Annotated in this window: 22 protein-coding genes; 8 read left to right on the top strand and 14 right to left on the bottom strand. The window is 47.5% G+C overall.

Annotation, left to right across the window (positions count from 1 at the left end):
• Positions 1–265: 265 nt before the first annotated feature.
• From ACXAH6_RS12510 to fabB, 3 genes are all read right to left on the bottom strand, one after another.
• Positions 266–1,282: an aspartate-semialdehyde dehydrogenase gene (locus ACXAH6_RS12510; RefSeq protein ID WP_474877288.1), complete on the bottom strand. Its 1,017-nt coding sequence runs from the start codon at positions 1,280–1,282 to the stop codon at positions 266–268.
• A gap of 75 nt (positions 1,283–1,357) precedes the next feature.
• Positions 1,358–2,518, bottom strand: coding sequence for a 4-phosphoerythronate dehydrogenase (locus ACXAH6_RS12505; protein ID WP_474877287.1), 1,161 nt, complete (start codon positions 2,516–2,518; stop codon positions 1,358–1,360).
• 110 nt (positions 2,519–2,628) lie between these two features.
• The gene (gene fabB / locus ACXAH6_RS12500) at positions 2,629–3,843 is read right to left on the bottom strand and encodes a beta-ketoacyl-ACP synthase I (RefSeq protein WP_474877285.1); all 1,215 of its coding nucleotides are present in this window, start codon (positions 3,841–3,843) and stop codon (positions 2,629–2,631) included.
• A 165-nt stretch (positions 3,844–4,008) separates the two neighbouring features.
• Here fabB and mnmC point away from each other — a divergent pair, with 165 nt between their 5' ends.
• Positions 4,009–6,027: a bifunctional tRNA (5-methylaminomethyl-2-thiouridine)(34)-methyltransferase MnmC2/FAD-dependent 5-carboxymethylaminomethyl-2-thiouridine(34) oxidoreductase MnmC1 gene (gene mnmC / locus ACXAH6_RS12495; protein WP_474877284.1), complete on the top strand. Its 2,019-nt coding sequence runs from the start codon at positions 4,009–4,011 to the stop codon at positions 6,025–6,027.
• A 69-nt stretch (positions 6,028–6,096) separates the two neighbouring features.
• On the opposite strand, the gene ACXAH6_RS12490 is transcribed toward mnmC, so the two are convergent.
• The 6 genes from ACXAH6_RS12490 to ACXAH6_RS12465 all read right to left on the bottom strand — a co-directional run bounded on the left by ACXAH6_RS12490 (position 6,097) and on the right by ACXAH6_RS12465 (position 10,368).
• On the bottom strand, positions 6,097–6,828 hold the full coding sequence (locus tag ACXAH6_RS12490; RefSeq protein ID WP_474877282.1) for a FlgO family outer membrane protein: 732 nt from the start codon (positions 6,826–6,828) through the stop codon (positions 6,097–6,099).
• A 4-nt stretch (positions 6,829–6,832) separates the two neighbouring features.
• Entirely contained in the window at positions 6,833–7,582 is a 750-nt protein-coding gene (locus ACXAH6_RS12485) for a FlgO family outer membrane protein (protein WP_474877281.1), read from the bottom strand.
• A gap of 6 nt (positions 7,583–7,588) precedes the next feature.
• The gene (locus tag ACXAH6_RS12480) at positions 7,589–8,206 is read right to left on the bottom strand and encodes a FlgO family outer membrane protein (RefSeq protein WP_474877279.1); all 618 of its coding nucleotides are present in this window, start codon (positions 8,204–8,206) and stop codon (positions 7,589–7,591) included.
• Between the two features lie 168 nt (positions 8,207–8,374).
• Positions 8,375–8,674, bottom strand: coding sequence for a YfcL family protein (locus tag ACXAH6_RS12475; RefSeq protein WP_474877278.1), 300 nt, complete (start codon positions 8,672–8,674; stop codon positions 8,375–8,377).
• A gap of 9 nt (positions 8,675–8,683) precedes the next feature.
• Entirely contained in the window at positions 8,684–9,814 is a 1,131-nt protein-coding gene (locus ACXAH6_RS12470; RefSeq protein WP_474877277.1) for an ATP-NAD kinase family protein, read from the bottom strand.
• Positions 9,811–10,368, bottom strand: coding sequence for an elongation factor P hydroxylase (locus ACXAH6_RS12465; protein WP_474877338.1), 558 nt, complete (start codon positions 10,366–10,368; stop codon positions 9,811–9,813). Before ACXAH6_RS12465 ends, ACXAH6_RS12470 begins: the two co-directional genes overlap by 4 nt.
• A 55-nt stretch (positions 10,369–10,423) precedes the next feature.
• On the opposite strand from ACXAH6_RS12465, the gene ACXAH6_RS12460 reads away from it, so the two are divergent.
• The 5 genes from ACXAH6_RS12460 to ACXAH6_RS12440 all read left to right on the top strand — a co-directional run bounded on the left by ACXAH6_RS12460 (position 10,424) and on the right by ACXAH6_RS12440 (position 15,737).
• Positions 10,424–11,212 carry an FFLEELY motif protein gene (locus ACXAH6_RS12460; RefSeq protein ID WP_474877275.1) on the top strand — a complete coding sequence of 263 codons (789 nt, stop codon included), beginning with the start codon at positions 10,424–10,426 and terminating at the stop codon, positions 11,210–11,212.
• The gene (locus tag ACXAH6_RS12455) at positions 11,205–11,666 is read left to right on the top strand and encodes an acyl-CoA thioesterase (protein WP_474877274.1); all 462 of its coding nucleotides are present in this window, start codon (positions 11,205–11,207) and stop codon (positions 11,664–11,666) included. The genes ACXAH6_RS12460 and ACXAH6_RS12455 overlap by 8 nt, the downstream gene beginning before the upstream one ends.
• A gap of 16 nt (positions 11,667–11,682) precedes the next feature.
• Positions 11,683–12,852, top strand: a complete 1,170-nt coding sequence (locus ACXAH6_RS12450; protein WP_474877273.1) for a retropepsin-like aspartic protease family protein — start codon at positions 11,683–11,685, stop codon at positions 12,850–12,852.
• Between the two features lie 15 nt (positions 12,853–12,867).
• Positions 12,868–14,697, top strand: coding sequence for a DUF4153 domain-containing protein (locus ACXAH6_RS12445; RefSeq protein WP_474877271.1), 1,830 nt, complete (start codon positions 12,868–12,870; stop codon positions 14,695–14,697).
• Between the two features lie 131 nt (positions 14,698–14,828).
• Positions 14,829–15,737: a hypothetical protein gene (locus ACXAH6_RS12440; protein ID WP_474877270.1), complete on the top strand. Its 909-nt coding sequence runs from the start codon at positions 14,829–14,831 to the stop codon at positions 15,735–15,737.
• A gap of 4 nt (positions 15,738–15,741) precedes the next feature.
• Here ACXAH6_RS12440 and ACXAH6_RS12435 read toward each other — a convergent pair whose 3' ends face one another.
• Positions 15,742–16,425 carry a 2OG-Fe(II) oxygenase gene (locus ACXAH6_RS12435; RefSeq protein WP_474877269.1) on the bottom strand — a complete coding sequence of 228 codons (684 nt, stop codon included), beginning with the start codon at positions 16,423–16,425 and terminating at the stop codon, positions 15,742–15,744.
• A gap of 221 nt (positions 16,426–16,646) precedes the next feature.
• Here ACXAH6_RS12435 and ACXAH6_RS12430 point away from each other — a divergent pair, with 221 nt between their 5' ends.
• The gene (locus ACXAH6_RS12430; protein WP_474877267.1) at positions 16,647–17,552 is read left to right on the top strand and encodes an alpha/beta hydrolase family protein; all 906 of its coding nucleotides are present in this window, start codon (positions 16,647–16,649) and stop codon (positions 17,550–17,552) included.
• A gap of 119 nt (positions 17,553–17,671) precedes the next feature.
• Here the strand turns inward: ACXAH6_RS12430 and ACXAH6_RS12425 are convergent, their stop codons facing one another.
• From ACXAH6_RS12425 to ACXAH6_RS12415, 3 genes are read right to left on the bottom strand one after another with little or no spacing between them, the layout of a single operon-like run.
• On the bottom strand, positions 17,672–18,031 hold the full coding sequence (locus ACXAH6_RS12425) for a HopJ type III effector protein (RefSeq protein ID WP_474877265.1): 360 nt from the start codon (positions 18,029–18,031) through the stop codon (positions 17,672–17,674).
• Positions 18,032–18,034: 3 nt separating this feature from the next.
• Complete coding sequence (locus ACXAH6_RS12420; protein WP_474877263.1) at positions 18,035–20,068, bottom strand: oxidoreductase; 2,034 nt, start codon at positions 20,066–20,068, stop codon at positions 18,035–18,037.
• A 15-nt stretch (positions 20,069–20,083) separates the two neighbouring features.
• A complete protein-coding gene (locus tag ACXAH6_RS12415) occupies positions 20,084–20,956 on the bottom strand; it encodes a crotonase/enoyl-CoA hydratase family protein (protein WP_474877262.1) in 873 nt (290 codons plus the stop codon).
• Between the two features lie 154 nt (positions 20,957–21,110).
• Between ACXAH6_RS12415 and ACXAH6_RS12410 the strand changes: the two genes are divergently transcribed.
• Positions 21,111–21,722 (top strand): TetR/AcrR family transcriptional regulator, encoded by a 612-nt coding sequence (locus ACXAH6_RS12410; protein ID WP_474877260.1) that lies wholly within the window; start codon positions 21,111–21,113, stop codon positions 21,720–21,722.
• Here ACXAH6_RS12410 and ACXAH6_RS12405 read toward each other — a convergent pair whose 3' ends face one another.
• Positions 21,723–23,336, bottom strand: coding sequence for a GMC family oxidoreductase (locus ACXAH6_RS12405; protein ID WP_474877259.1), 1,614 nt, complete (start codon positions 23,334–23,336; stop codon positions 21,723–21,725).
• Positions 23,337–23,496: the final 160 nt, after the last annotated feature.

Genomic DNA, 23,496 nt, shown 5'->3' with positions numbered 1-23,496 from the left:
TTATTTAATTTTTTGCCTTGATAATGCAAGCCTAGTTACTGACAGATATTTGGCTCTCATCTGCTAATAGGGCTAGTTTGTCATTATTTGCCCTGTTTAATGCAAATAACGCTCCAGTGCGGCCTCTGGTCGAGAAACACACTCTCGGCATACTACAAAATATAAACCAGTTAGTCTGCCCGATCTAGTTGGACGAAGAAAATTCCTATAAAGGGGTATCGGCAGAAGCTAAAAGACCTTTACCTTCTGCCGAATAATTGTGGACTTAGAGGTAGTCGCGGATCAGTGCCTCAGCGATTTGTACGCTGTTCGTCGCTGCGCCTTTACGGATATTGTCAGACACCACCCACATATTAATGCCATTTGGATGGCTAATATCGTTGCGGATACGACCTACGTGAACGCTGTCGTTTCCACTCGCGCTACTCACCTGTGTAGGGAAAGCTTCGCGTTCAGTGTGAAGCGTTACACCTGGTGCATCAGCGAGAAGCTGCTTAACCGCTTCGGCGTCGATTGGTTGGCGAGTTTCAATATGAATCGCTTCACCGTGACCATAGAAAACCGGTACACGAACAGCAGTAGCATTCACAAGAATGCTGTCGTCACCCATGATTTTCTTGGTTTCCCACACCATTTTCATTTCTTCTTTGGTGTAATCGTTGTCCATAAACACATCGATTTGCGGGATAACGTTGAAGGCAATTTGACGGCTGAACGCTTCTGGCGTGATTGCACGTGAGTTCAACAAATCAGCGGTTTGCTTCGCCAACTCTTCCATTGCAGATTTACCTGCACCCGATACAGACTGATAAGTACAAACGTTAATGCGCTCAATACCCACAGCATCATGGATAGGCTTTAGCGCTACCATCATCTGAATGGTTGAACAGTTCGGGTTAGCAATAATGTTGCGGTTACGGAAATCAGCGAGAGCATGACCGTTAACTTCTGGTACAACAAGGGGAATATCTGGCTCATAACGGAACTGAGAGGTGTTATCGATAACGATACAACCCGCTTCACCCGCTTTCGGCGCGTAAACTTCTGAAACACTGCCGCCAGCAGAGAAGAAGCCGAATTGGGCTTTTGACCAATCAAAGGTGTCTGCGTCCAATACTTCCACTTCTTCACCTTTAAAAGTCACGGTACCGCCCGCCGAGCGTTTACTGGCCAGCGGATAAAGTGTCTTCACTGGAAACTTCCGCTGCTCCAGAATTTCGATCATAGTCTGGCCAACCAGACCCGTGGCGCCAAGAACGGCAACGTCAAAGGCTTGTGACATGGTGAGTGGAACTCCTAAATTCAATTAAATTTGCAACATCGTCGTTGCTAAACACTTGTATCGCTTACCGGCTACTTAACGACTCTTGGCGGCTTTATTAAGTTGAATACCGAGCTTTTCCAATACTGTCGTTATCTCTGTTGGAAGCTCATGGGTAATCTCGACCTGATAAGCGGCGATTTCTCTTCTCACGCGATATTCTTTACGCATTTTTGAGAAGGACACTGATTCTGCCATGCCTTGACGAAAAATCCTATCATCGTCTTTGATATCATATATCGAAAATAACAAATTACTGATAATACGATAGTCAAAGCCCTGATTTTCGACAGGATTTGATGGAAAATACAGCACTGGTGTTGGATCGAGAAAGTCATCTAAGGTCAACAAGGGCGTTTTTCCCATTGCGGCACACATTTGGTCGTAAACCATTTGTGTTCCTCGTACCTTACCTTCCACCGTATGCCCAGCAATATGAGGGGTTGCAAACCAAATTAAATCCAGCAGTTCGGTATCAATGTTGGGTTCGTTGTCGAACACATCTAATGCCACAGTTGGAGCGTCGGGCTGCTTGAGTCTGGCTTTTAATGCCACTTCATCAATCACTTCGCCACGGCAGGCGTTGATCAGCAACTGATTAGGTTTGAGCGCAGACAAAGCGCGCTCATCGAGCAGTTTATCGGTACAAAACTGCCCTCTTGCAACATAAGGCACGTGTAAAGTGATCACGTCGCAGCTAAGAATATCGTCAAAAGCCACAAATGCGCGCGTGTCACCACTGGCTTGTAACGGTGGATCACACAATACGTAACTGATGTGAAGAGCATCAAGAATGGCACTCAAACGGGTGCCGACATTACCCGCGCCAACAATTCCTACCTTTGCGTTAGCCAAATCGAGTTTGTTGTCGCAGTGTGCATTGAGCAAAATACTGAGCACGTATTCTGCCACCGCTACTGCATTGCACCCAGCCGCAGACCCCCACGTAATACCACGCTGTTCTAATAAAGGAATATCAAGATGATTAATGCCTGCTGTCGCGGTTACCACCTGCTTTAATACAGGTGCATGCTGTAACAGTGCTGCATTTACTTTTGTCGTCGAACGAACCGCTAGGCGTTCAGTATCGGCTAACAAGGCTGCGTCAAGATTTCCCACAGGAAAAGGCTCGGCGCTGCCAAGCTTGCTGAGGTACTCGTGCCCAAAGGGCATAGATTCTTCATAACGTATTTTCATGCTCGCGAGTGTAATAAAAAATACACAATAAGGCGAGAATAAAGCTTACACGCCACCATTAAAAAAGGCGCCATTGGCGCCTTTTCGATCAAACGTTAATTCGCTTTACCTTATTTTTGGTAACGCTGCATCACTAACGTTGCATTCGTACCGCCAAAACCAAAGCTGTTAGACATAATGGTATTGAGCGTGGTTTCACGGGTTGCCGTAACAATATCAAGGCCCGCTGCCGCTTCATCAAGCTCATCGATGTTAATCGATGGCGCAATAAAGTTGTTTTCCATCATGATCAAGCTGTAAATAGCTTCGTTAACGCCAGCTGCACCCAAAGCGTGCCCTGTGAGTGATTTAGTAGCGCTGATAGGCACACCTGATTGACCGAACACCTCTTGAATTGCCGCCAATTCTTTCACGTCGCCCACTGGTGTAGACGTACCATGGGTATTCAGGTAATCGATTGGTGCATCAATGCCTTGCATCGCCATTTGCATACAACGCACCGCACCTTCACCAGATGGCGCAACCATGTCGTAGCCATCTGAAGTGGCACCGTAACCGACAATTTCGCCGTAAATCTTCGCGCCGCGGGCCAATGCGTGTTCGAGTTCTTCAACTACGACCATACCGCCACCGCCACTGCTAACAAAGCCGTCACGGGCTGCATCGTAAGTACGAGAAGCTACCGCTGGCGTGTCGTTGTATTTAGATGACAAAGCACCCATCGCGTCGAACTGATGAGACAAAGTCCAATGCAACTCTTCACCGCCACCAGCAAATACCACGTCTTGCTTGCCTAACTGGATCATTTCTAACGCGTTACCAATACAATGGGCACTGGTAGCACATGCGGAAGAAATAGAATAGTTAACCCCTTTAATTTGGAAAGGCGTTGCCAAACACGCAGAAACGGTTGAGCCCATGCAACGCGGCACCATATAAGGCCCCACGCGCTTTACGCCTTTCTCGCGCAAAATGTCAGCTGACAAAATTTGGTTTTCTGAAGATGCGCCACCTGAACCTGCGATAATCCCCGTTCTTGGATTGGAAATATCGGCAGCTTCTAAGCCACTATCTTCAATTGCTTGTTGCATAGCCACATACGCATAACCTGCCGCATTGCCCATAAAGCGCATTGCTTTGCGGTCAATGTGTTCTTTCAGGTCGATGTCGATGTTGCCCCACACCTGACTACGCAGGCCCATTTCTGCAAACTGCTCTGAGAAAGTGATGCCAGATTTGCCCTGTTTGAGCGAATCCAACACTTGTTGTTTATTGACACCAATACTAGACACAATGCCTAGGCCGGTGATAACTGCTCTTTTCATAATTTACCCTATACTTTTGTGCGGCCTATGGTAACGATTTTACGCCGCCAAGTGGTCTGCTCTTTTACTCAATATCCATCTGTCTATTTGAAGCTTTCACTATCTTCAAAGCGATGAGCTGGGTATCATTGCCGCACAACCTTACCCGAGCATCATTAAAGGTATATGAATTTGCGTCCTTTTGCAGCCAAGATCCATTTTAATTCTCAAGGTACGCCTGTGGCGGATGATTTTGACGATGTGTATTTCTCCAACGACAGCGGCATCGACGAAACCCAGCACGTCTTTATTAATGGCAACGACCTTCACGACACCTGGCAACAAACTCAACAAGAACGCTTTGTTATTGGCGAAACGGGCTTCGGCACCGGGTTGAATTGTTTGGTGGTCATGCAGGCATTTCATCAGTTTCGACAACAACACCCCGACCACCCACTGCGCTATTTACACCTTATCACCACAGAAAAATTTCCTATGCAGCGGCAAGATATTGCGCAAGCATTGGCTGTATTCCCGAGTTTGAGCGAATACACAGACGCTTATTTAGCCCAATACCCAGTGCCGCTAGCAGGTTGCCATCGGCTACAATTCCCTCAGTACCACACCACTTTGGATATTTGGATTGGTGACATTAAAGACTCAATGCCCCAGTGGCATTGCCCAGCGACAGGATTAGTTGACGCGTGGTTTTTAGACGGTTTTGCTCCGAGTAAAAATCCTGAGATGTGGTCGGAGACCTTATTTTCACAGCTTGCTCGTCTTTCTAAAGCTAACGCGACTTTTGCCACCTTTACCGCGGCAGGAATGGTAAAACGCGGCTTAAAAGACGCCGGTTTTACCATTGAAAAGCGCAAAGGTTTCGGCCGCAAGCGCGACATGCTCGCAGGGCGCTATACCGCAAAAATCACCGCTAAGGTATCTGCACCGCCCTATTATCGGTTTGCAAAAACCGGGCTGTCTTCAGGAGCGAAGGTAGCAGTAATAGGAGCTGGGCTTGCAGGCATCAGCGCCGCACAAGCCTTGGCGAATAAAGGCATGCGTATTGTGGTTATCGATAGCGCTGCAACACCGGCAACAGGCGCTTCTGGCAACGCCCAAGGCGGGTTTTACCCACAGCTACACGCCGACGCGAGTCAGCCTGCAATGATTCAGGCTCACAGTTTCTTGTACGCAGAGCGTTACTATCAGGCGATACTCAACAATGTTGGGGGTTACCATCACGACTTCTGTGGTGTGGCATTAGTCACCTTTAACGACAATCAACAAGCACGCCATCAAAATTTGCTTGAAAAACAGCAGTGGCCAGAAGCACTAGTAAAAGGTATCGCGCAAGCTGAACTTGAAGAAAAAGCCGGCGTTCCTTTACCCTATAGCGCATTGTGGGTAGAAAAAGGCGGCTGGATCAATCCCCCGTCGTTGATCGACACCACGATAAACAACCTGATAACTCAGCACGGCTGTGAAACGCATTGGCAAACCGCCGTATCGCACATTACACACAATGATGATGGAACAATGTCGCTGTGGGCTAGCGACGCGCTTATTACTACTGTCGATCACGTGGTGATCGCTACGGGTCATCATGCCGCGACACAATCTTGGTTTGAGCAAATACCGTTGCGCCCAGTACGAGGGCAAGTCGAACGCGTGAAATCTGCTGGCACATTAGAAGCACTCAACACCGTATTGTGTCACAAAGGCTACCTCACGCCCAGTTTCAACGGGTACCATGCATTAGGGTCGACCTATGTGAAAGGCGACGTAGACACAACACCTCGTGAAGAAGAGTCTCGCCAAAACCTCGACACCCAAGTGAAGGCGCTCGCAGCGTGTGATTGGATAACACAACTCACACATGACAATACGGCCCGAGCATCAATACGATTAGGCACACCAGATCACCAACCTATCGTTGGCTTAATTCCAAACTGGGAACAACAAAAAGCTCTGTTTGAAGGGTTGAGTGTCGGCAAACCTTTGTCTTCAATGCCGCTTCCAGATAATGAGTCAAAGATTAGCTATCTTACCGGCTTAGGATCGAGAGGGTTGACTACTGCGCCACTTATGGCCGAAGTGTTAGCCAGCGAATTGACTCACTCACCAATGCCAATGAGCGAACCGTTATTACAAGCGCTGGCGCCAAATCGCTATTTAGTGAGAGATTTAATTCGCAATAAGGTTTAGCCGTCGGCCCGTTGACCAAAAGAGAATATGACTATGTGGCCCGATTCACTTTGGGCCACATGCATGCAATTAATCAGATTCAGACACCAATGGCGCAGGGTTAAGCGATGTAACCATAAAAGCGGGAACAAACAGGTTGGCGCTAGCCACCAAACGTCTATTACTTACCGAAACTATACGCGCATTCACGCGTACACCACGGGCTTCTTCGATTAACGTCCCCGTGAGAATGTGGTCAATTTCCATTTGTTTCGCCAATTGGTTGCCTTTACGGCTCATGGCAATATCACCAGCCCCAGTCACCATTAACGTATTGGCTAACTTAAAATCGACTACACCCACACCAAAACTCTGCAATTCAGCGATCAAGTATTCTGATAATTGATTGCCTAAAATGGTGGTTTCCTGCAAAGAGCGATTTAAACGTACAAAACTGGCAACACCCACTAAATCTTGTGTTGTCAGTGAATTTGAGCCATCCATTAATTCCATGGCAAGTTGGCTGGCATAATCCACCAACACTTTATGGGTTTGCGAGGGAATAAATCCTGTTTGAAGTGGATCGCGATAGCCAGTTTGAGATTGGCGTTCCTGAAACATTTCGATGTCGCGCATATCAGGTCGGTATGCGAGGCCACTGCCTTGGGGTGGGGCCACCATTGTTCTAACAGTAGGTTGTTCGTCGCTGTCACTCTCAAACCAATAATATCCACTGCCGTTTCCACCACTAGCACAACCTAGCAGGGTCACCGCCGAGAGCAGGCAGAGTACTGTTAATTTAACCCGCGCAAATACCGTCATTGCTTTACCCTCGGCTCAACCTAATACCGTCTTTTGTCGAACCAGATTGGCTACCGTCACTAGGGATTAGTGCATCGACAACATAGAAAGGGATCAGCATTTGCGCACTGGCAACCACCGCGCGTGACTCAAGCCCTACAATACGCGCGTTCACCATCACCCCACCTTGGTGCTTAGCCATTGTACCTGTAAGCACGTATTCAATGGGCAAGCTACCGTCTATTTCCAAATAGTCACGGGTGAGCACGAAATCACCGTGCTCAGTAATACGGATGTAATCGGTCATTTTAAAATCGAGTACGGGAATGCGGAACTTGTGCAGTTCGTGAAGAAACGATTCTGCCATCTGCTGACCAAGCAAATTTGTTTGCTGTAAGTCTGAGTCTAGTAACGCGAAGTTTGTCACCCCGACGGGCGTTTTGTTAGACACATACTCCATATTAGACACTAGGTCTTGGGTCATATTCTTAACATAATCGCCAATGTGCTTAGTTAGCGGGCGACCTTTATACGCACCTTGTACACTGGAATAAAGCGAAGGTTGACCCAGCGCACCAAAATCGTCGGCTTCGTCGGCCTGCGCGCTCACTTGCGCAACGGGCGCTCGGTCCATGGCAGAAATATCAACAATGTTCAAAGAACGGCCGATTTCAGTTTCGTTAGCTTGTGTTTCGTCTTCGTCACTAAACACAGCACAGCCTGATAGCGTACATGTTAACAGCGCAATTGCACTCAAACTCTTCATCGGATTCATAGCCCGTTACCCCTTGTCTTCGGTTCGGTACAACCGCCCATTACGCGATGTCACCTGCTCTTGCTCCCAGAATAAATCAGCTGGGAAAAAGCGTGTAGCCGCCGCCACAATATCTTTTGATTGCGCGCTGATTATTCGAGCATTGACCATGGCACCCGATTCTTGAAACACCAGAGTACCGGTAATGAAAAAATCCACTCTGTCACTGGCTGACAGTTGGTCAATGTTTCGCGAAAACACGCGATCTGCATTATCACTGATTAATATATCGTTCGTAAGCTTAAACTCTTGAGTGATAAATCCGCGTTTTGTCGCTTCGGTGATCAACCCCTCTTCCAGTTGATGCCCTAATACCGCAAGGGGATGCTGCAAATTGGGGTCGTATTCCATACTATCAACAGGTACAAAGCCCACAACCGCATACCGAGATTGACGCGCGGGGCTTAACCCAGCAAATAGCTCGTTGGCTAACACGTAGGTGTAGTATTCCACATTCCCCAATGCTGAAGAGGGGGTAGTATTCGCTTGTGTCATGTTTTGACTGTTATCTGACGCGCAGCCAGTCAACATGCATAAGGTTAGGCCAATATAGCCAGCTGTGTGTAGTAAACGTTTAGCCATCATGAAAGTGCACCGTCAAAAAATTGCGATTATAAAAACTCGACAGCACTGCTCGCAAAAAACGTACCAACAAAACAATGTGTTCAATACTGTGAAGTCACGAACGACGATGTAAAATAAGGGGAGGTATTAACGGCAAAGCCTTGCCCTGCTCTGCCGAAAAAGGGCGACTTACTTTGCCGCCGTCAATAAACGCTGCCACAACGTTTGTACTTTATCTTGGTCTGCTATCTCAAGCTCTTTGTTTTCGAATGCACGCGTAAAGCTTGCTTGCATTCTTCGGTCTAACTCTTGTAACGAGGCATCGCTTTCCATCTCAAGAACACGCGCAATCACAGCGTAATGCCCTTGCAAGTAACTCGCGATAAACAAATATTCATCATCACCATGATCAACAACTGCATCTAATTCGTCATCAATACGTCGAAGTTGTGCTACTACCTCTGGTGAGGCTTGAATTTGTTCTTCCATCTGTGGTCCTTAGTTTACCGGATAAAGCACACGGTCATGAAAACCGGTGATCACTGATATGCGGCCCGCCCACGCTAAATCAAGCTGGGGGTCGCTGGTGTCGAGTATAAGTGGGCGCCCTGCGAGCGCCTGCAATTTTGCTTTGGTAGCGATGACCGTTAATGCGTCACGCCCTACTTGCTTCAAAAACATGGGGCTAAGCTGTTGATTGCCACGGCCCAAAATATGCCCTTGCCCGCCAATAACGGTAATCACCACACGGGTTGGATGCCCTTTGGTTAGGTCGATTAACTCGCCCGCAGTCACATCACTGGCAACGAGTGTTTGGCCTTTGACTACGTCTACACCTAACAAAGTGTTATCTAATCCGAGCAAGTCCATGACATTCGCCACTGTTGAACCAGAACCCATCACAAAATAATCGTCGGGATGATCTTCCATCAGCTCAATAATGTGATCGGCTATGTCGTTCAGCACCAACTCTTCGCTCTCTTTACCGCCCATTTTCACGGCTTGTACGTAAGTCAATTCGTTGGGTACTCGCATTTCACCGTAATGCTTAGCTAACACCTTGCCAGCCCGAAAAGCATTTTCGTCAATGTCGCGTACTTCGGCATCGCGTTCGCTGACTAACTCACCGTTGATCATCATATGCACCACACGCCCCGCCGCTGAAGGCGTAACGGCGTATACCCCTGAATGAATTTTACATCCTGCGGGTACGCCCAACACTGGCACGCGCTGCTCCACCATGGCACAAATATTTCGAGCTGTACCATCACCTCCGGCAAACAGCAATAAGTCGATACCGTGATTAACCAGTGCTTCGGCCGCACATTCCGAGTCAAAAGCTTCAGTTTGACTATTTGCCGGCGTGTAAATCACCTCACAAGCCAAACCAGCAGCTTGGCAGGCAGACTCGCCCATGTCACCGGCAGCCGTCACTATTTGCACTTCACTCGCGCTGGTTACGCATGCGAGCAAAGCGGTAGTCATTTTTTTAGGCGCTAGCTGTTCGGCACCGTTGGCCAACGCTTGCTGACGAACTTCTGCGCCATCACTGCCTTTGAGCGCCAGTGCCCCACCAATACCTGCATATGGGTTAACTAATACGCCAAGGCGAAATGTTTTAGTGGTCATGGTGCAAGCTCCTCTAACATCGCCAAAGTCAGTGCTGGAACATTAAAATGCGTAGCGAGCACCGACATAAAAGTGGCTGCTCGAGGTGGAAAGCCATGTTTCACATACTCTGTGAGTTGGGCAAACACATCGGCCGTAAAAGCATCGCGATCAGGTTCTGCGCCGTTAAGGTTGTCTGTACTGACACGAAAAACCCGCCCGGCAGAATAGGTTAACGCCCACTCGACGGCTTGTGGTTTGATTTCCACTTGCTCAAACTCGCGTTGTTGCTGAGCATCTCGCCCGTCGGGGCAATACCAATAACCATAGTCTTCTAATTGACGTCTTGCCTCCCCCGCAATACACCAATGTGCAATTTCATGCAGTGCACTTGAAAAATAACCGTGGGCAAAAACCACTTGATGATAGTCACACTGCTCATTGGCTGGCAGATAAATGGGCTCATCTGCACCTCGTACCAAACGCGTATTAAACGACACCGCAAAGGTACTGTCGAACAACCTGATCAAGGTATCTACCTGAGGGTCTGATTCATCAATAATGGCGGCAGGCATGGAATACACGAACGAGATTTTCCTAACAACAAAATGAGGCCGCGAGGATAGCAAAATGTCATCATTCAGACCAGTGCCCTTGCATTGCTTTCGAGCATACGCCACTCTATCAGCGCAATTACATCGAGAGGTTACAGTGACGTTATCTGTTGATCACATTATTCAGCACTTACACAAAGTTAACGCCCGCCGCCAATTAGCCGAGCAAGTGGGGATTATTGCGCAAATAAATGCGTTACAGGAATGGCAATGTAAACGCCTACTTACTACCCACGCGGACCTTGCTGCGCAGGACGAGTACAAACTAGCGATGGACTTCTTTGTGGGTGAACTATACGGCCCGAAAGATTTCAGTCAACGCGATGCCGACATTGTGCGTGTGATTCCCAAACTCGCCAAAGTGCTACCAGAAAAAGCCATGCGTGCTTTAGACGACGCACTCGCACTGAACGCCATATCGTTTGAGATGGATATGGCTATGGTGCAGTATATGGGCGACGAACCGCTCACACGAGATAGTTATGCCATCGCCTATCGCAACGTTGGCCAAGCAGACAAACGACAAGCTCAACTTGATATTGTTGCGCGTTTGGGCCAACAACTGGCCGATGTAGTACACATACCCGGCATAGGTATGTTGATTAAAATGGCGCGGCGGCCAGCCAAAATGGCTAAATTGTTAGCCTTGCACGAGTTTTTAGAAACCGGATTCAAGGCGTTTAAAAACTTAGGCGATGTGACCGCTTTTATTGAGCCCGTGATTACACGGGAAGCTGAACTCAACGCCCAATTGCTCGACCCCAAAAGAGCCTTACCACAGGACAATCCACTCCCCTATGTATGAAGATTTAAACTGGTTACACCCTGAGCCTTACATCAGCGAATGGAAAATTGACCACAGCCATATTGATCATTACAACCACGTTAACAACGTGGCGTATATTAGTCGTTTGGAAGCCTTGGCGTGGGAGCATTCAAATCATCTCGGGTTGCACTTTTCAGACTATCAGGCACTTGACCGAGGCATGGTGATCCAGCGACACAACGTGAAATACCACAAGCCTGCATTTGAACACGACACACTTGCTTGTGCTACTTGGATTGCCCACTGTGACCAACGCCTGAACCTCGTTCGTCACTTTCAATTTATTTGCACCAAACATCAGCACACGGTTTTTACGGCAACCACGCACTTTGTCTGCGTGGCATTAAGTACTGGTATGCCAAAACGCATGCCTGAATCATTCAAAAATGCTTATGGCAACGCGTCAATTGATGTGGATGTCGCGCACGTGTAAGGGAGACAGCAACATCATGCGACCTGTAACGTTTTGGCTGAGTGTTTTGTTGCTGTGTTCATTAGGTGTAAACCTTTGGCAATGGCTGAACACAAGACCTGTATCAACGGATATCTTGGCGCCACCCCAACCTCAGCAGTCACAACCTGAACATGAGGCGCTGAGCAATGAATTACCTCAGTCGTCGTTAGCGCACGACGCCTCTGCGACTGCTCAGACACCGCTTGCTTCCCCTTCTCATTCAGGCAAGCTGTTAACTACACTGGTCGAGCAAAATGCATCGAGGTCAACGCTGCGACTCATTCAGTTACTGCATGGGGAAGATTACGACCAACTTGCCATTGAACTCAGTGACGCATTGAAAGACGACCCATTTAACATTGAGCTGCTGATCATAGAAACTGAACTGGTGTTGGCCACTCAACCATTAATTGATGGTTTACTGCATTTAAATCAACTGCTGGATTTGCCATTAACCAAGCGTCAATCAGATTTAGTCACCAAACGACTCAACACACTGCTGTGGAGCAGTGTCACCGAGCTAAAGCAAGCACTCGCCTGGGAAGCGTTAGCGCAAATTATGGAGCCACTGTTTCAATTACATCCTACCGATAAGGGGATCACGTTAACCTTAGCTGAGGCATACGCACGGCAACAAAAGCTAACCTTGATGGAAGATACTCTGGCAGCATTGGCGTCGGACGACCCTGATGCGCAACAAATACGCGCCATTGCCAACCCGATCAATCGCGACACCTCTGCCAATGAGTGGGTCGGCCCAGAATGGCGAAAACGTCAAGACATCGAACGCATTGCATTAGCCCAAATGGGCAACAATTATTTGGTGTCTGTTGCGCTCGGACGCAATGCCGCTAACCTGATACTAGATACTGGCGCCAGCACTACTGCCATTTCCCAACCGCTGTTTCGACAGTTAATGCGCCAACGGCAAGTAGAATTTATTGGCCGCTTTGACGTGTCTACCGCTGGCGGCACGATTAGAGCGCCTTTGGTGAAAGTTGCTACGCTGCAACTGGGTGAGCATACCTTACACGACATCAGTGCATTTGTTTTGCCATTTTCTTTGATGGACGAAGTAGACGGGTTGCTAGGGATGAATGTATTGCAATCTTTCGATTTTAAAATAGACCAACAATCGAGTACATTGTTGATTAGAAAACAATAAAAATCAGGATACATCATGGAAGATCCCAATAAATCTGCCGGTTTCCCTCCGGTTCTCATGCTACTTATCGCATTGGTACAAGGCTTCGCCTTGGTGTTGCTACACGAGTCTATCGAATTTGAATATTGGCCAGCCACGTCTGCTAGCTGGCTCTACGCCCTGTACGCCATCGTACTGATCGGCCCCACTATTTATTTGCTCGCCGTTGACAGTGAAAACAAATGGCGATTAGCCGCATGGGTAACGCCGTTCACATTACTATGTGGCTTGCTTGGCTTTTATGTAGGCTCACAAGTTGTATTGATTTCAAACACCGGCATTAGTGATTTACTGTTTTCTTTAACATTCACCCTTGCCTTACTCACGTTTAAAGGCTTGATGTATATACAGCTATACGTAGAGAAACAAGGCCTTAGCTACCCAGCGCTGTTTAATTACTCGTGGCGAAATATGCTAACTCTGGTGCTGGCGGGCTTTTTTACGCTAGTCACTTGGGGTGTCCTCATGCTGTGGGCGGGCCTGTTCAAAGTCATTAATGTCGACTTTTTCTACGACCTATTCACCGAAAAATGGGTGTTCTATCCCGTACTTGCTATGGCGCTGGCTTTCGGCATTATTCTCATTCGCCGATTGAGTTTTATTATTGATGCCATCAAACGGGTTCAGCAAGCATTGTTAAAATACTTGCTGGTGTTGCTGGTTTTCGTGTCGTTGATTTTTCTCGCCGCATTGCCTTTTACCGGCCTCGCGCCACTATGGGAAGATGGCCCAGGGAGCTACTTGATCTTGTGGATGCAAGCCTGCTTGCTGTTCTCTATCAACAGTGTGTACCAAGGCGAGAGTACAGAACGCCCTTACCACATCGCAATACATAGGTTTATCTACCTCGGCGTTACCATTCTGCCGATTTACAGTGCGCTAGTTTATTATGGTCTGTCATTGCGAATCGACCAATATGGATGGTCGTTGGGACGCGCATGGGGAATGATCGTGTGGGGCTTGCTCGCCCTATTCTCAGTGGGTTATGTAATTGGCATTGTTCGCCAGCGCGATGCTTGGATAAGTACCCTTGGTAGAGTGAATGTGGCTATGGGCATGGTGTTTATGGTGTTACTCGTTGCCGTAAATAGCCCAATGCTAGATTTACGTAAACTCGTCGTGAGTGACCAATTAGCGCGACTTCACTCTGACGAAATTACCGTTGACGAGTTAGACATACTGTATTTTGAGCGCTATCTGGCGAAGCCCGGCTTTGACGCCATTGAACAACTGCGCCTAGACTACGCCGAGACGCACCCGGAGTTCGTTGTAAAGCTAAACCGCACATACCAGCGCGGTGAAGATATTGACAAAGACCAAGACAAATTGATGGTTTTAAAAGGGGTGCAATGTTTGAATAATTGCACGCCACCCGATGCTTTACTCGACCTGATTTATTTAGATTTAACTAAAAATAAATGGGACTTACGCAATACATCGGCCGTCTACCTAATTGAAACCGATGCAGACGAAGACGGACAATCGGAGTTTTTGCTGCTGAAAGAAACCACGTACAGTACTCGCAGTACGTTATATGTGCCAGTAGGTCAGCATTGGGCCGAATTGTCTGTCAGTCAAAGTAGCAACTCCCGAGTTGAAGAAGACAAATCACTTATTGAAAAACTAGGTGATCAACAAGTCCACCTGCAAACGCCACGCTTCAAACAAATTCGCATAGGCGACATGGTTTACAACGTTTCTCTTTACGACAACCTTCCCGACCGCCCTATTAACGTGGAAACAGCGACTCCCAGCGAAGAACCCTCGTTAGCGCCTGAACAGACAACAACTGACGACGCTCAGTAGTTCAAATGTGAAGACGAGTGAATAAAAGCCATTGGCATAATGCCGATGGCTTTTCCCCGAAGATACTGACTGTTATGCTACCGGTAGCATTTATTATCAATGATCTTTTCAATAACAAAGTCAGGTGAAACATGACGTTTATACGCGACGTACAAAACCACAATAATTGGTTGTCTCAGGCACATTCGGTAACAACGAATTTAACTGATTATGGCGTCACGCCGACGGTATTACCTTCTGAGGCCGACGTGGGGCAAGCGATGTTAACCGAGCTACTCAAAACGGCTGAGGAGAAAACCGGCGATATCAATATTGCGCTGCTCGGTGGTCGAGGCGCACAACAATTTCACCGCTTACTGGGCGAACAAGCGCAAGGTACAGCATTAGACGCGGTGTTAGCCAGACTCAATGTTTTTACTCAAGACGCTTTAGCTCCCATGAGTATGGCTAACAGCCTCAGTTTTGTTAGAGATTTTGAACGCATTCTTGGCGACGCATTTTTCCAGAAAATCAAAAGCTTCACACCAATGCAAACCGACGCTGACGATTTGGAAGCCAGCCTGATTCAATACCTTGATAAATTGGCGGCTCTCGGTGGTTTAGATATTTTCTTTATCGGTCATGGTCCTGAAGAAAATGACGCATCTCACCTCGCGTATATCAAGCCATTCTCCGGCGCTCGAATTAATCATATTGCTGGGCTGATCCCAATTTCAGACAGTATTCTTGCTCACCATATTAGTAAATTTAAGGCCGGTGGCAGTGAAATTAGCGAGCAAGATGAGGCCGAATGCAGAGCCGCTAATGTGATATTAACACTCGGCCCTGGTGCCATTTTAGGGGCGAAGAAATTGGTTCAGTCTGTAGTAGATGCTGATACAGCACCAGCCAAAATCAAGACCTACGCCAAAGTACTGAATACGGCGATAAACCTGAATGCAGAAGAAGCAAAACAGCAACTCGACGCCAACCCGGGCTTGTGGTTTCGTCTACACCCCAACAAAGTGTCGTTCGTTCTGCCTAACGTTGTTAACCCCTGATGTATTACTTGGCGGGGTCAATTTTGTTATTAATAGACGTATTGACCCTGAACCACCCCGCAATAGAGTTACGGCTGCGTTGCGCGGGTAACACTTCGTGTGGGAATTCCTCACTCAAAAAAACCACCACAGTGCCAAACATAGGCACGACCTTGGTTCCCTCTCGGTCAGAGTCGCTGTGATATATAACCAATTCGCCACCGTCGTCCAAGCCCCAGTTTGGGTTGAGGTATGTCACTAACGACAAAACGCGGTTGGTTTCACCTTTAAAGGCGTCGTAATGGCGCTTGTAAAAATCACCGGGGCCATAATGGGCAAAGTGGCTTTCAAAAGAAAACAGTCCCAAAAATAAACGGCGATTCAGGTAACTCTGTAATCTTGCGCTCCAAGCCAACCAATCGGCACCCGCCTGCGAGCTACCATCTATCCAACAAATTTCATCGGTACGCACAAAGCCATTCTTGGCAAATTGTGTATTCCGCCCAATTCCGGCGTCAGAATATTCCGCGTCATTCAAACTGTACTGACAATCCAATAAAGATTGAGCTAAGCTTTCAGGCAACGCATTCGGGCGAATGCTGTATCCTTGATTTATCAAATCTTCTGCGATTTGTTCAAACAACGACGTTTCAAACACGTCGCCGCCATCAACAACAGACAAAGAAACTGCTGCAACCAATGTGGTCATACCTATCAGTAAACTAAGGCCAAAATTACAAGTGTGAGTGCTGCCAATAGGTAGGGTGTATTAGACAGCGGCGCGATATTACCCGAAAATTTCTTTTTGACTAGTAAAAATACAACAAGGCCGTGATTTAATTTTTCACCACCGACACTTACCCCATTGCAATGTGTGTTCACTGCTCTACACTGGGGGTTCTACAGACCATAAAATCACTCAGTTACCTCATGATTTATAAACATTTTTCATCTCATTTTTATCGTTACTCTCTACGCGTAGTTGTATTCGGTGTGAGTTGCTTAATCGCTCATATAGCTAACGCTAAAGACACCTATTTGCAATTGTCCCATGAAGACTACGCTACCCCCGCTATTTTGACCGTACCCGAGCACGCCAACCAAACAGCTTCGTATCCTGCTGTACTCATGCTGCACGGCACTGCTTCACACAAAGATGAAGTAGGCGATCTCTACAAGCGTCTGGCAAATCAACTCGCGCAACGAGGCATTGCGTCTTTGCGTATTGATTTTGCAGGAACCGGCGACAGTCCAGTCGATTATCTTCAGTACACACTGAAAAGTGCGGTAAGGGATGCGCAAGTAGGGCTAGATTACTTGCGTAAAAATAAACAAGTTAATCCAAATCAAATCGGCGTGATTGGCTTTAGTCAAGGAGGCTTGATCGCACAGATGCTGATCAACCAAAACAATACAGTCCCGGCTTTAGCACTATGGTCATCGGTTGTGGGAGACGGCACAACGGCTATTCAGTCGTTGTTTGATAGTCATTACGTTGAGGCACAAGAAAAAGGCTTTGTTACCCTAACCTTTCCATGGCGTTCACCGTTAAAGCTGAGCCTAGATTGGTTTGAACAACTCAAAGCCCAACGTTCATTGTCGAAGTTGAAACAATATCGTGGACAGGTACTAGCTATTGCAGGCAGTGCAGACAAACAAGTACCGTCAACGACGACCAATGTACTTCGCGAGATGCCCTTTGGTTCGTTTGACAAAATCACCATCAAAAACGCCAGCCACATCTTTAATGTACTAGAGACCGATCAGTCCAAAGCTGAACAAGCAATTGAATACACCACTGATTGGTTTTATCGGGTGTTATTGCGTGATCACTAATCGCAAGACGATTTGAAAAAAATTTCTCTCACTAAAGAACAAGTTGAGGTAAACAGGAAAAATTATGGCCATCACAGTCGTCATTTCAAACAATAAAATGACGACTGCGCGGTGAATGTCTATTCAGCTTTCGGTGTTAACGGGAAGGTATCGAAAAGCACACCTTCATGGCCGGTAAGCATAAAATTGCGAATATTAGCGTGGTCGTCGCCGTTTGGATGTTGTAATACATCCTCACGGTAGTAGCGACCAAACAGCGCCAAGGTATGCGCCTGTGACAAATTGAGATAACGCCCAAGAGCGAGCAACTTACACGAGCCGTTATTCTGGCCTGCATCGTTACTCACTTCACCATTAGTAAATGCACTCGGCGTGAAGATAAAGGTGTTATCAACTAGCGCAATGACCTCGCTAAATTCAACCTCTTCAGGCGCTTCATTCAATTGTTTTGTTAACTGCTCTACACTAATCATCGCCATCTATTACAGCCCTGCCACTAATCGAGTACCTTGATCAATAGCTCGCTTGGCGTCTAGTTCAGCCGCTTCATCAGCACCGCCAATAAGGTGATGAGGTTTTTTCAAACCGTCTACCAGCTCCCGCATAGGCTCTTGGCCTGCGCACACAATTACATTATCAACGGGCAATACTTGTACCTGCTCGTTTACTCGAATATGCAAACCTGCATCATCAACTTTTAAATATTCCACACCATTGAGCATTTTCACGCCTTTCATGGCTAATCCCGCTTTGTGCGCCCAGCCTGTAGTTTTACCCAAGCCTGCCCCCACTTTGGTGGTTTTGCGTTGAAGTAAGAATATTTCACGGCTCGACGGCTCTGGCTGAGGACGCATGCCCTCTACCCCACCGCGTGCGTCAAAGGTCATATCAATGCCCCATTCGCGCATAAAGGTTGGAATGTCTTGGCTCGGTGTAGATTTACCATGAGACAAATACTCTGCGGTATCAAAACCAATGCCACCCGCACCGATAATCGCTACCCGTTGACCCACTTCGACTTTGTGTTTGAGTACATCGATATAAGTCAGCACTTTTTCGTGCTCAATACCCTCGATTGCGGGTGTACGAGGTTTTATGCCCGTCGCCAAGATCACTTCGTCGAAGTCAGACTCATTTAACGTTTGCGCGTCAACACGGGTATTTAACTTCACGTCTATGGGGTACAAGGTCAATTGCTTGGCAAAGTAACGCAACGTCTCGTAAAACTCCTCTTTACCAGGGATTTGCTTAGCAATATTAAATTGCCCACCAATTTCACTCGCCACATCGATCAAGGTCACTTTATGTCCGCGCTGTGCTGCAGTGACAGCGGCAGCTAAACCTGCGGGGCCTGCACCCACTATACCTATGTGTTTCGGGTGTTCTGTTGGCTGTATAACCAAAGATAATTCGTGACACGCCCTTGGGTTGACCAAACAACTGGTCAATTTCCCGTTAAAAATATGGTCCAAACACGCTTGGTTACAACCAATACATGTATTGATTTCGTCAGCGCGGTTTTGTTGGGCTTTACGCACAAATTCAGGGTCAGCCAAGAAAGGGCGTGCCATCGACACCATGTCTGCGTCACCACGAGCCAGCACTTCTTCTGCAACCTCGGGAGTATTAATACGGTTAGACGTGATTACTGGAATCGAGAGCTCGGCGCGAAAACGCGCTGTTACCCATGTAAATGCTGCACGAGGCACCTTAGTGGCGATCGTGGGAATACGGGCTTCATGCCATCCAATACCGGTATTGATAATGGTTGCACCGGCTTTTTCAATCTCTTTGCCTAATTGAATCACTTCGTCTGCGGTAGAACCGCCCTCGACTAAATCGAGCATAGACAAGCGATAAATAATGATGAAATGCTCACCCACGGCTTCACGCACACGACGTACCACTTCAATCGGCAAGCGAATACGGTTTGCATAGTCACCTCCCCACTCATCACTTCGGTGGTTAGTGCGCTTCGCGATAAACTGGTTTAAAAAATACCCTTCAGAACCCATGATTTCCACACCGTCGTATCCCGCTCTTTGGGCTTGACGTGCGGTAAACACAAAATCATCGATTTGTTTATCAATTTCTTCACTGGTTAATTCGCGCGGTGTAAACGGGTTAATTGGCGCTTGTACGGCTGAAGGCGCGACCAAATTTTTGTTGTAGGCGTAACGGCCGGTATGCAGTATTTGCATACAAATTTTACCGTCTTGCATGTGCACTGCGTCGGTGACTACTTTGTGTGCGGCAACCGCTTCGTCTGAATCAAGTCGACGTGTGTGAGAGTGGGTAGAACCCTCGTCGTTAGGGCCAATACCACCTGTAACAATAAGGCCAACGCCCCCTTTGGCGCGTTCAGCATAAAAGGCAGCCATATGCTTGTGGCCTTGTGGCATCTCTTCTAGGCCTGTATGCATTGAGCCCATTAACACACGGTTTTTTAATTGGGTGAAGCCCAAATCTAACGGTCGAAATAGATGTGGGTACACAGGATTATCAGTTACGGTCATCGTTTTAATCCAAACTTATTTTGTTTTATCACCAGGCAACTTTGCTACCACGCTGCCTGCAGGGGTTAATGATTGATATTCAGGCGCTTGTTTTAATTGTTGCGCCTTCATGGCCTGTTGAATATCAGTAAGGTGCAACATGCCGCTTTGCCACGTTGCCATATAATTTAAGCTTTCCGCTACGCTGTGGTCACGGGCGTAATCGATCATGTGTTTGCAACCTGACACAGCAAGGGGTGAGTGCTGTGCAATTTGTTTGGCAATTTTCATCACGGCTTTCATCATAGTGTCGTGATCAGCATAGACCTGATTGACGAATCCGCACGCTTGCGCTTCCTGTGCCGATAAATGTCGGCCGGTATAGGCCAATTCTTTGACTAAACCTATCGGCATAAGATGGGGTAAGCGCTGCAAAGTGCCAACATCGGCTGTCATACCAAGCGGGGTTTCTTTAATCGTAAAAAAGGCGTCTTCAGTGCTATACCGGCAATCACACGCACACACTAAATCTAATGCACCGCCAATCGCGCCACCTTGAATCGCGGCTAACACCGGCATTCTGGCTTGTTCTAAAGCCGTAAAACTGTCTTGCAACTCCAACACTAACCGTCGAAGTTGCTCACCACTGCGGGCGGGTTCACCTTCAAACAGACTCGCCATCCCCTGAAAAACGGCCAAATCCATCCCCGCGCTGAAGTGTTTTCCTGTTGACGACAACACAACAACTCGCACGTCTCCCCGAGCATCTAAATCGCGAATAGCTTGAGGAAGCTCCTGCCAGAAAGCGCGATTCATCGTGTTGTGCGCGTCGGCACGGTTAAGTTGAATATGACCAATATGCTGGTCAACTAAAACTGATAAGGTTTGAAATTCGCTGATGTTTTCCATGGCAATTAACATTTTTGCAAACTAGACAGCGTCAAGATAAAGCGGTAAGTTGACACTGTCAAGATAAACATTAAGCTGCATAACGTCACTAATGTGTCACTATCACTTTCTTCTATGTGGGAAGAGTAACCCTAACTAACAACTAGCCGTATTTATGTCTGAATCTGCAAAAACTTATCATCATGGCGATTTGTATGTCGCGCTAGTCAATGCGGCAACGGCGCGACTGGAAGCTCATGGTATTGAAGGGTTATCGCTGCGCAAGCTGGCAGAAGATGTAGGCGTGTCGCGCACGGCGCCTTATCACCACTTTAAAGACAAACACGCCTTACTCAGTGCAATAGCGGCCCAAGGCTATGCAGAATGGCAAAAAATTACCCAAGGTATTTTTGAAGCTCCGGAAGTACCGGCCAAACAACGCATGCGACAGTTTATTTTTGAATACGTGTCTTACGCATCAGCCCATCCACAAATGTACGATTTGATGTTTGGCCGCACGTTGTGGAAATCTGGTAATGCGTCGAAAGATTTGAAAGACGTGGCCTACCCCTGTTTTCAATACCAAGTTGCCATGACCAAGGAATGGCAACGACTTGGTATATTGCCACAAGATCAAGACACCTTGCGGTTATCACAAGTGACATGGGCCACGCTACATGGCTTAGCGCGGTTACTGATTGACGGCATCTACGCAGACGCCAGCCATTTAGAAGAAATGTGTGAAACCGCAGCTGGGCTATTTATGCAGCAAGCCAGCCAAGACTAGCTAGCCTTTCTGATAGGTGGATTTTATCCAATCCGCTGCGCGCTCTGCAATCATGACAGTGGGGGCATTGGTATTGCCGCCAACTAAACTCGGCATGACAGAAGCATCTACAACGCGCAAATTGGCCACTCCCCTGACTTTTAATTGCGGGTCTACCACTGCCATTTCATCATCGCTGCCCCCCATTTTACATGTGCCCACGGGGTGATAAATGGTCTCACCTCGGTCTTGAATAAAGGTCACTATGTCCTCGTCTGATTCGAGGCTATGCTCTCCAACCGATAAATGAGCGTCGAAAGGCTCAAAACTTGGTGCTTGTAAAATGGCATTAGCTAATCTAACGCCGTCTATCATCACCTGTTTATCATTGTCGTGCGTTAAGTACTTGGGGTCGATTAATGGCGAATCTGCGGGATGGCTGCTTTGCAGTCGAATCTCACCCCGTGACTCTGGATACAGCGCACACACGTGTAAACCATAGCCATGACCAAACACAAATTTACGCCCGTGATCTTGCAAAATAGCCGGTAGAAAATGAAATTGTAAATCGGGACCAAAAGTGGCGAGCGAGGAACGGGCAAACCCACCACCTTCCGCCACATTTGACGAAAAAATCCCGTTGCGATGCATCAGGTAATCCCAACCAGCTTTTACGTAACGAGGTAACGCAGACAAGGCAACGGCGTAGCCTTCTTTTGCTTTGCAACGATATTGCACAATGGCATCGAGATGATCTTGCAGATTCTGGCCCACACCGGGCAAATCCACCTGCACAAAGATGCCCAAATCTTCTAAGTGCTCACGCGGGCCGATTCCCGACAACATCAAAAGCTGTGGAGAATTTACTGCACCGCCGCAGAGTAACACTTCGCACTTCGCCATGGCCCGATGTAACTTGCCTTTTTGACGGTATTGCACGCCCGTGGCAACACCGTTTTTAATGAGTACTTTTTCAGCCGCAGCCTGAGTGATAATAGTGAGGTTATGCCGATGTTTTGCTTGGCTTAAATACCCTTTTGCAGTGGAACAACGCTGACCGTTAATTTGCGTAACGTGATACAAACCTAGTCCATCGCGTTCATCGCGATTAAAGTCTTCTCGTTGGGGCAAATTAACGTGCTCTGCCGCATTCACAAACGCCCGTGAATAGGCGCTGGAATGGCGCAAAGCATCGACATTTAATGGTCCACCCGTACCATGGAATTCATCACTGCCCGCAAAGTAGTTTTCGGCTTTTTTAAAATAAGGCAGCACCTCGTCAAACGTCCAACCGGCGGCGCCTTGCTCAGCCCAATGATTGTAATCGTCGATGTGCCCGCGAATATAACACATGGCATTCACCGAGCTGGAGCCACCTAAGGTTTTACCTCTAGGCCAAAACATTTCTCGACCATCTAGCTGAGTTTGAGGAGCCGTATAATAGCCCCAATCAAGATGCTGAATTCGACTGATTAGCGACAACCCAAACGGAATATGGATCAGTGGGTTTTTATCTGGATTGCCCGCTTCTAACAAACACACTGTTACCGCGGGATTTTCAGTTAACCGCGTAGCCAATACCGCTCCGGCGGAGCCTCCGCCTACAACGATATAGTCGAACTGTTCTGCACTCATGATTAGGTCTTCCCTAAGACGGCTTTTTACTCAATCAGCATACACAATGACATTCATCAGATAAACGGATTATGTTAAAGTACCACTGATTAGTTGCGCGATTTTATACCTTTGCTCACGCAACTAGGCGTAGCAAAAGTGATTAAACAGGGAAAGAACT

The organism is Alteromonas sp. ABE4_545, assembly GCF_056161325.1.
This window is presented reverse-complemented; position numbering and strand designations above follow the sequence as displayed.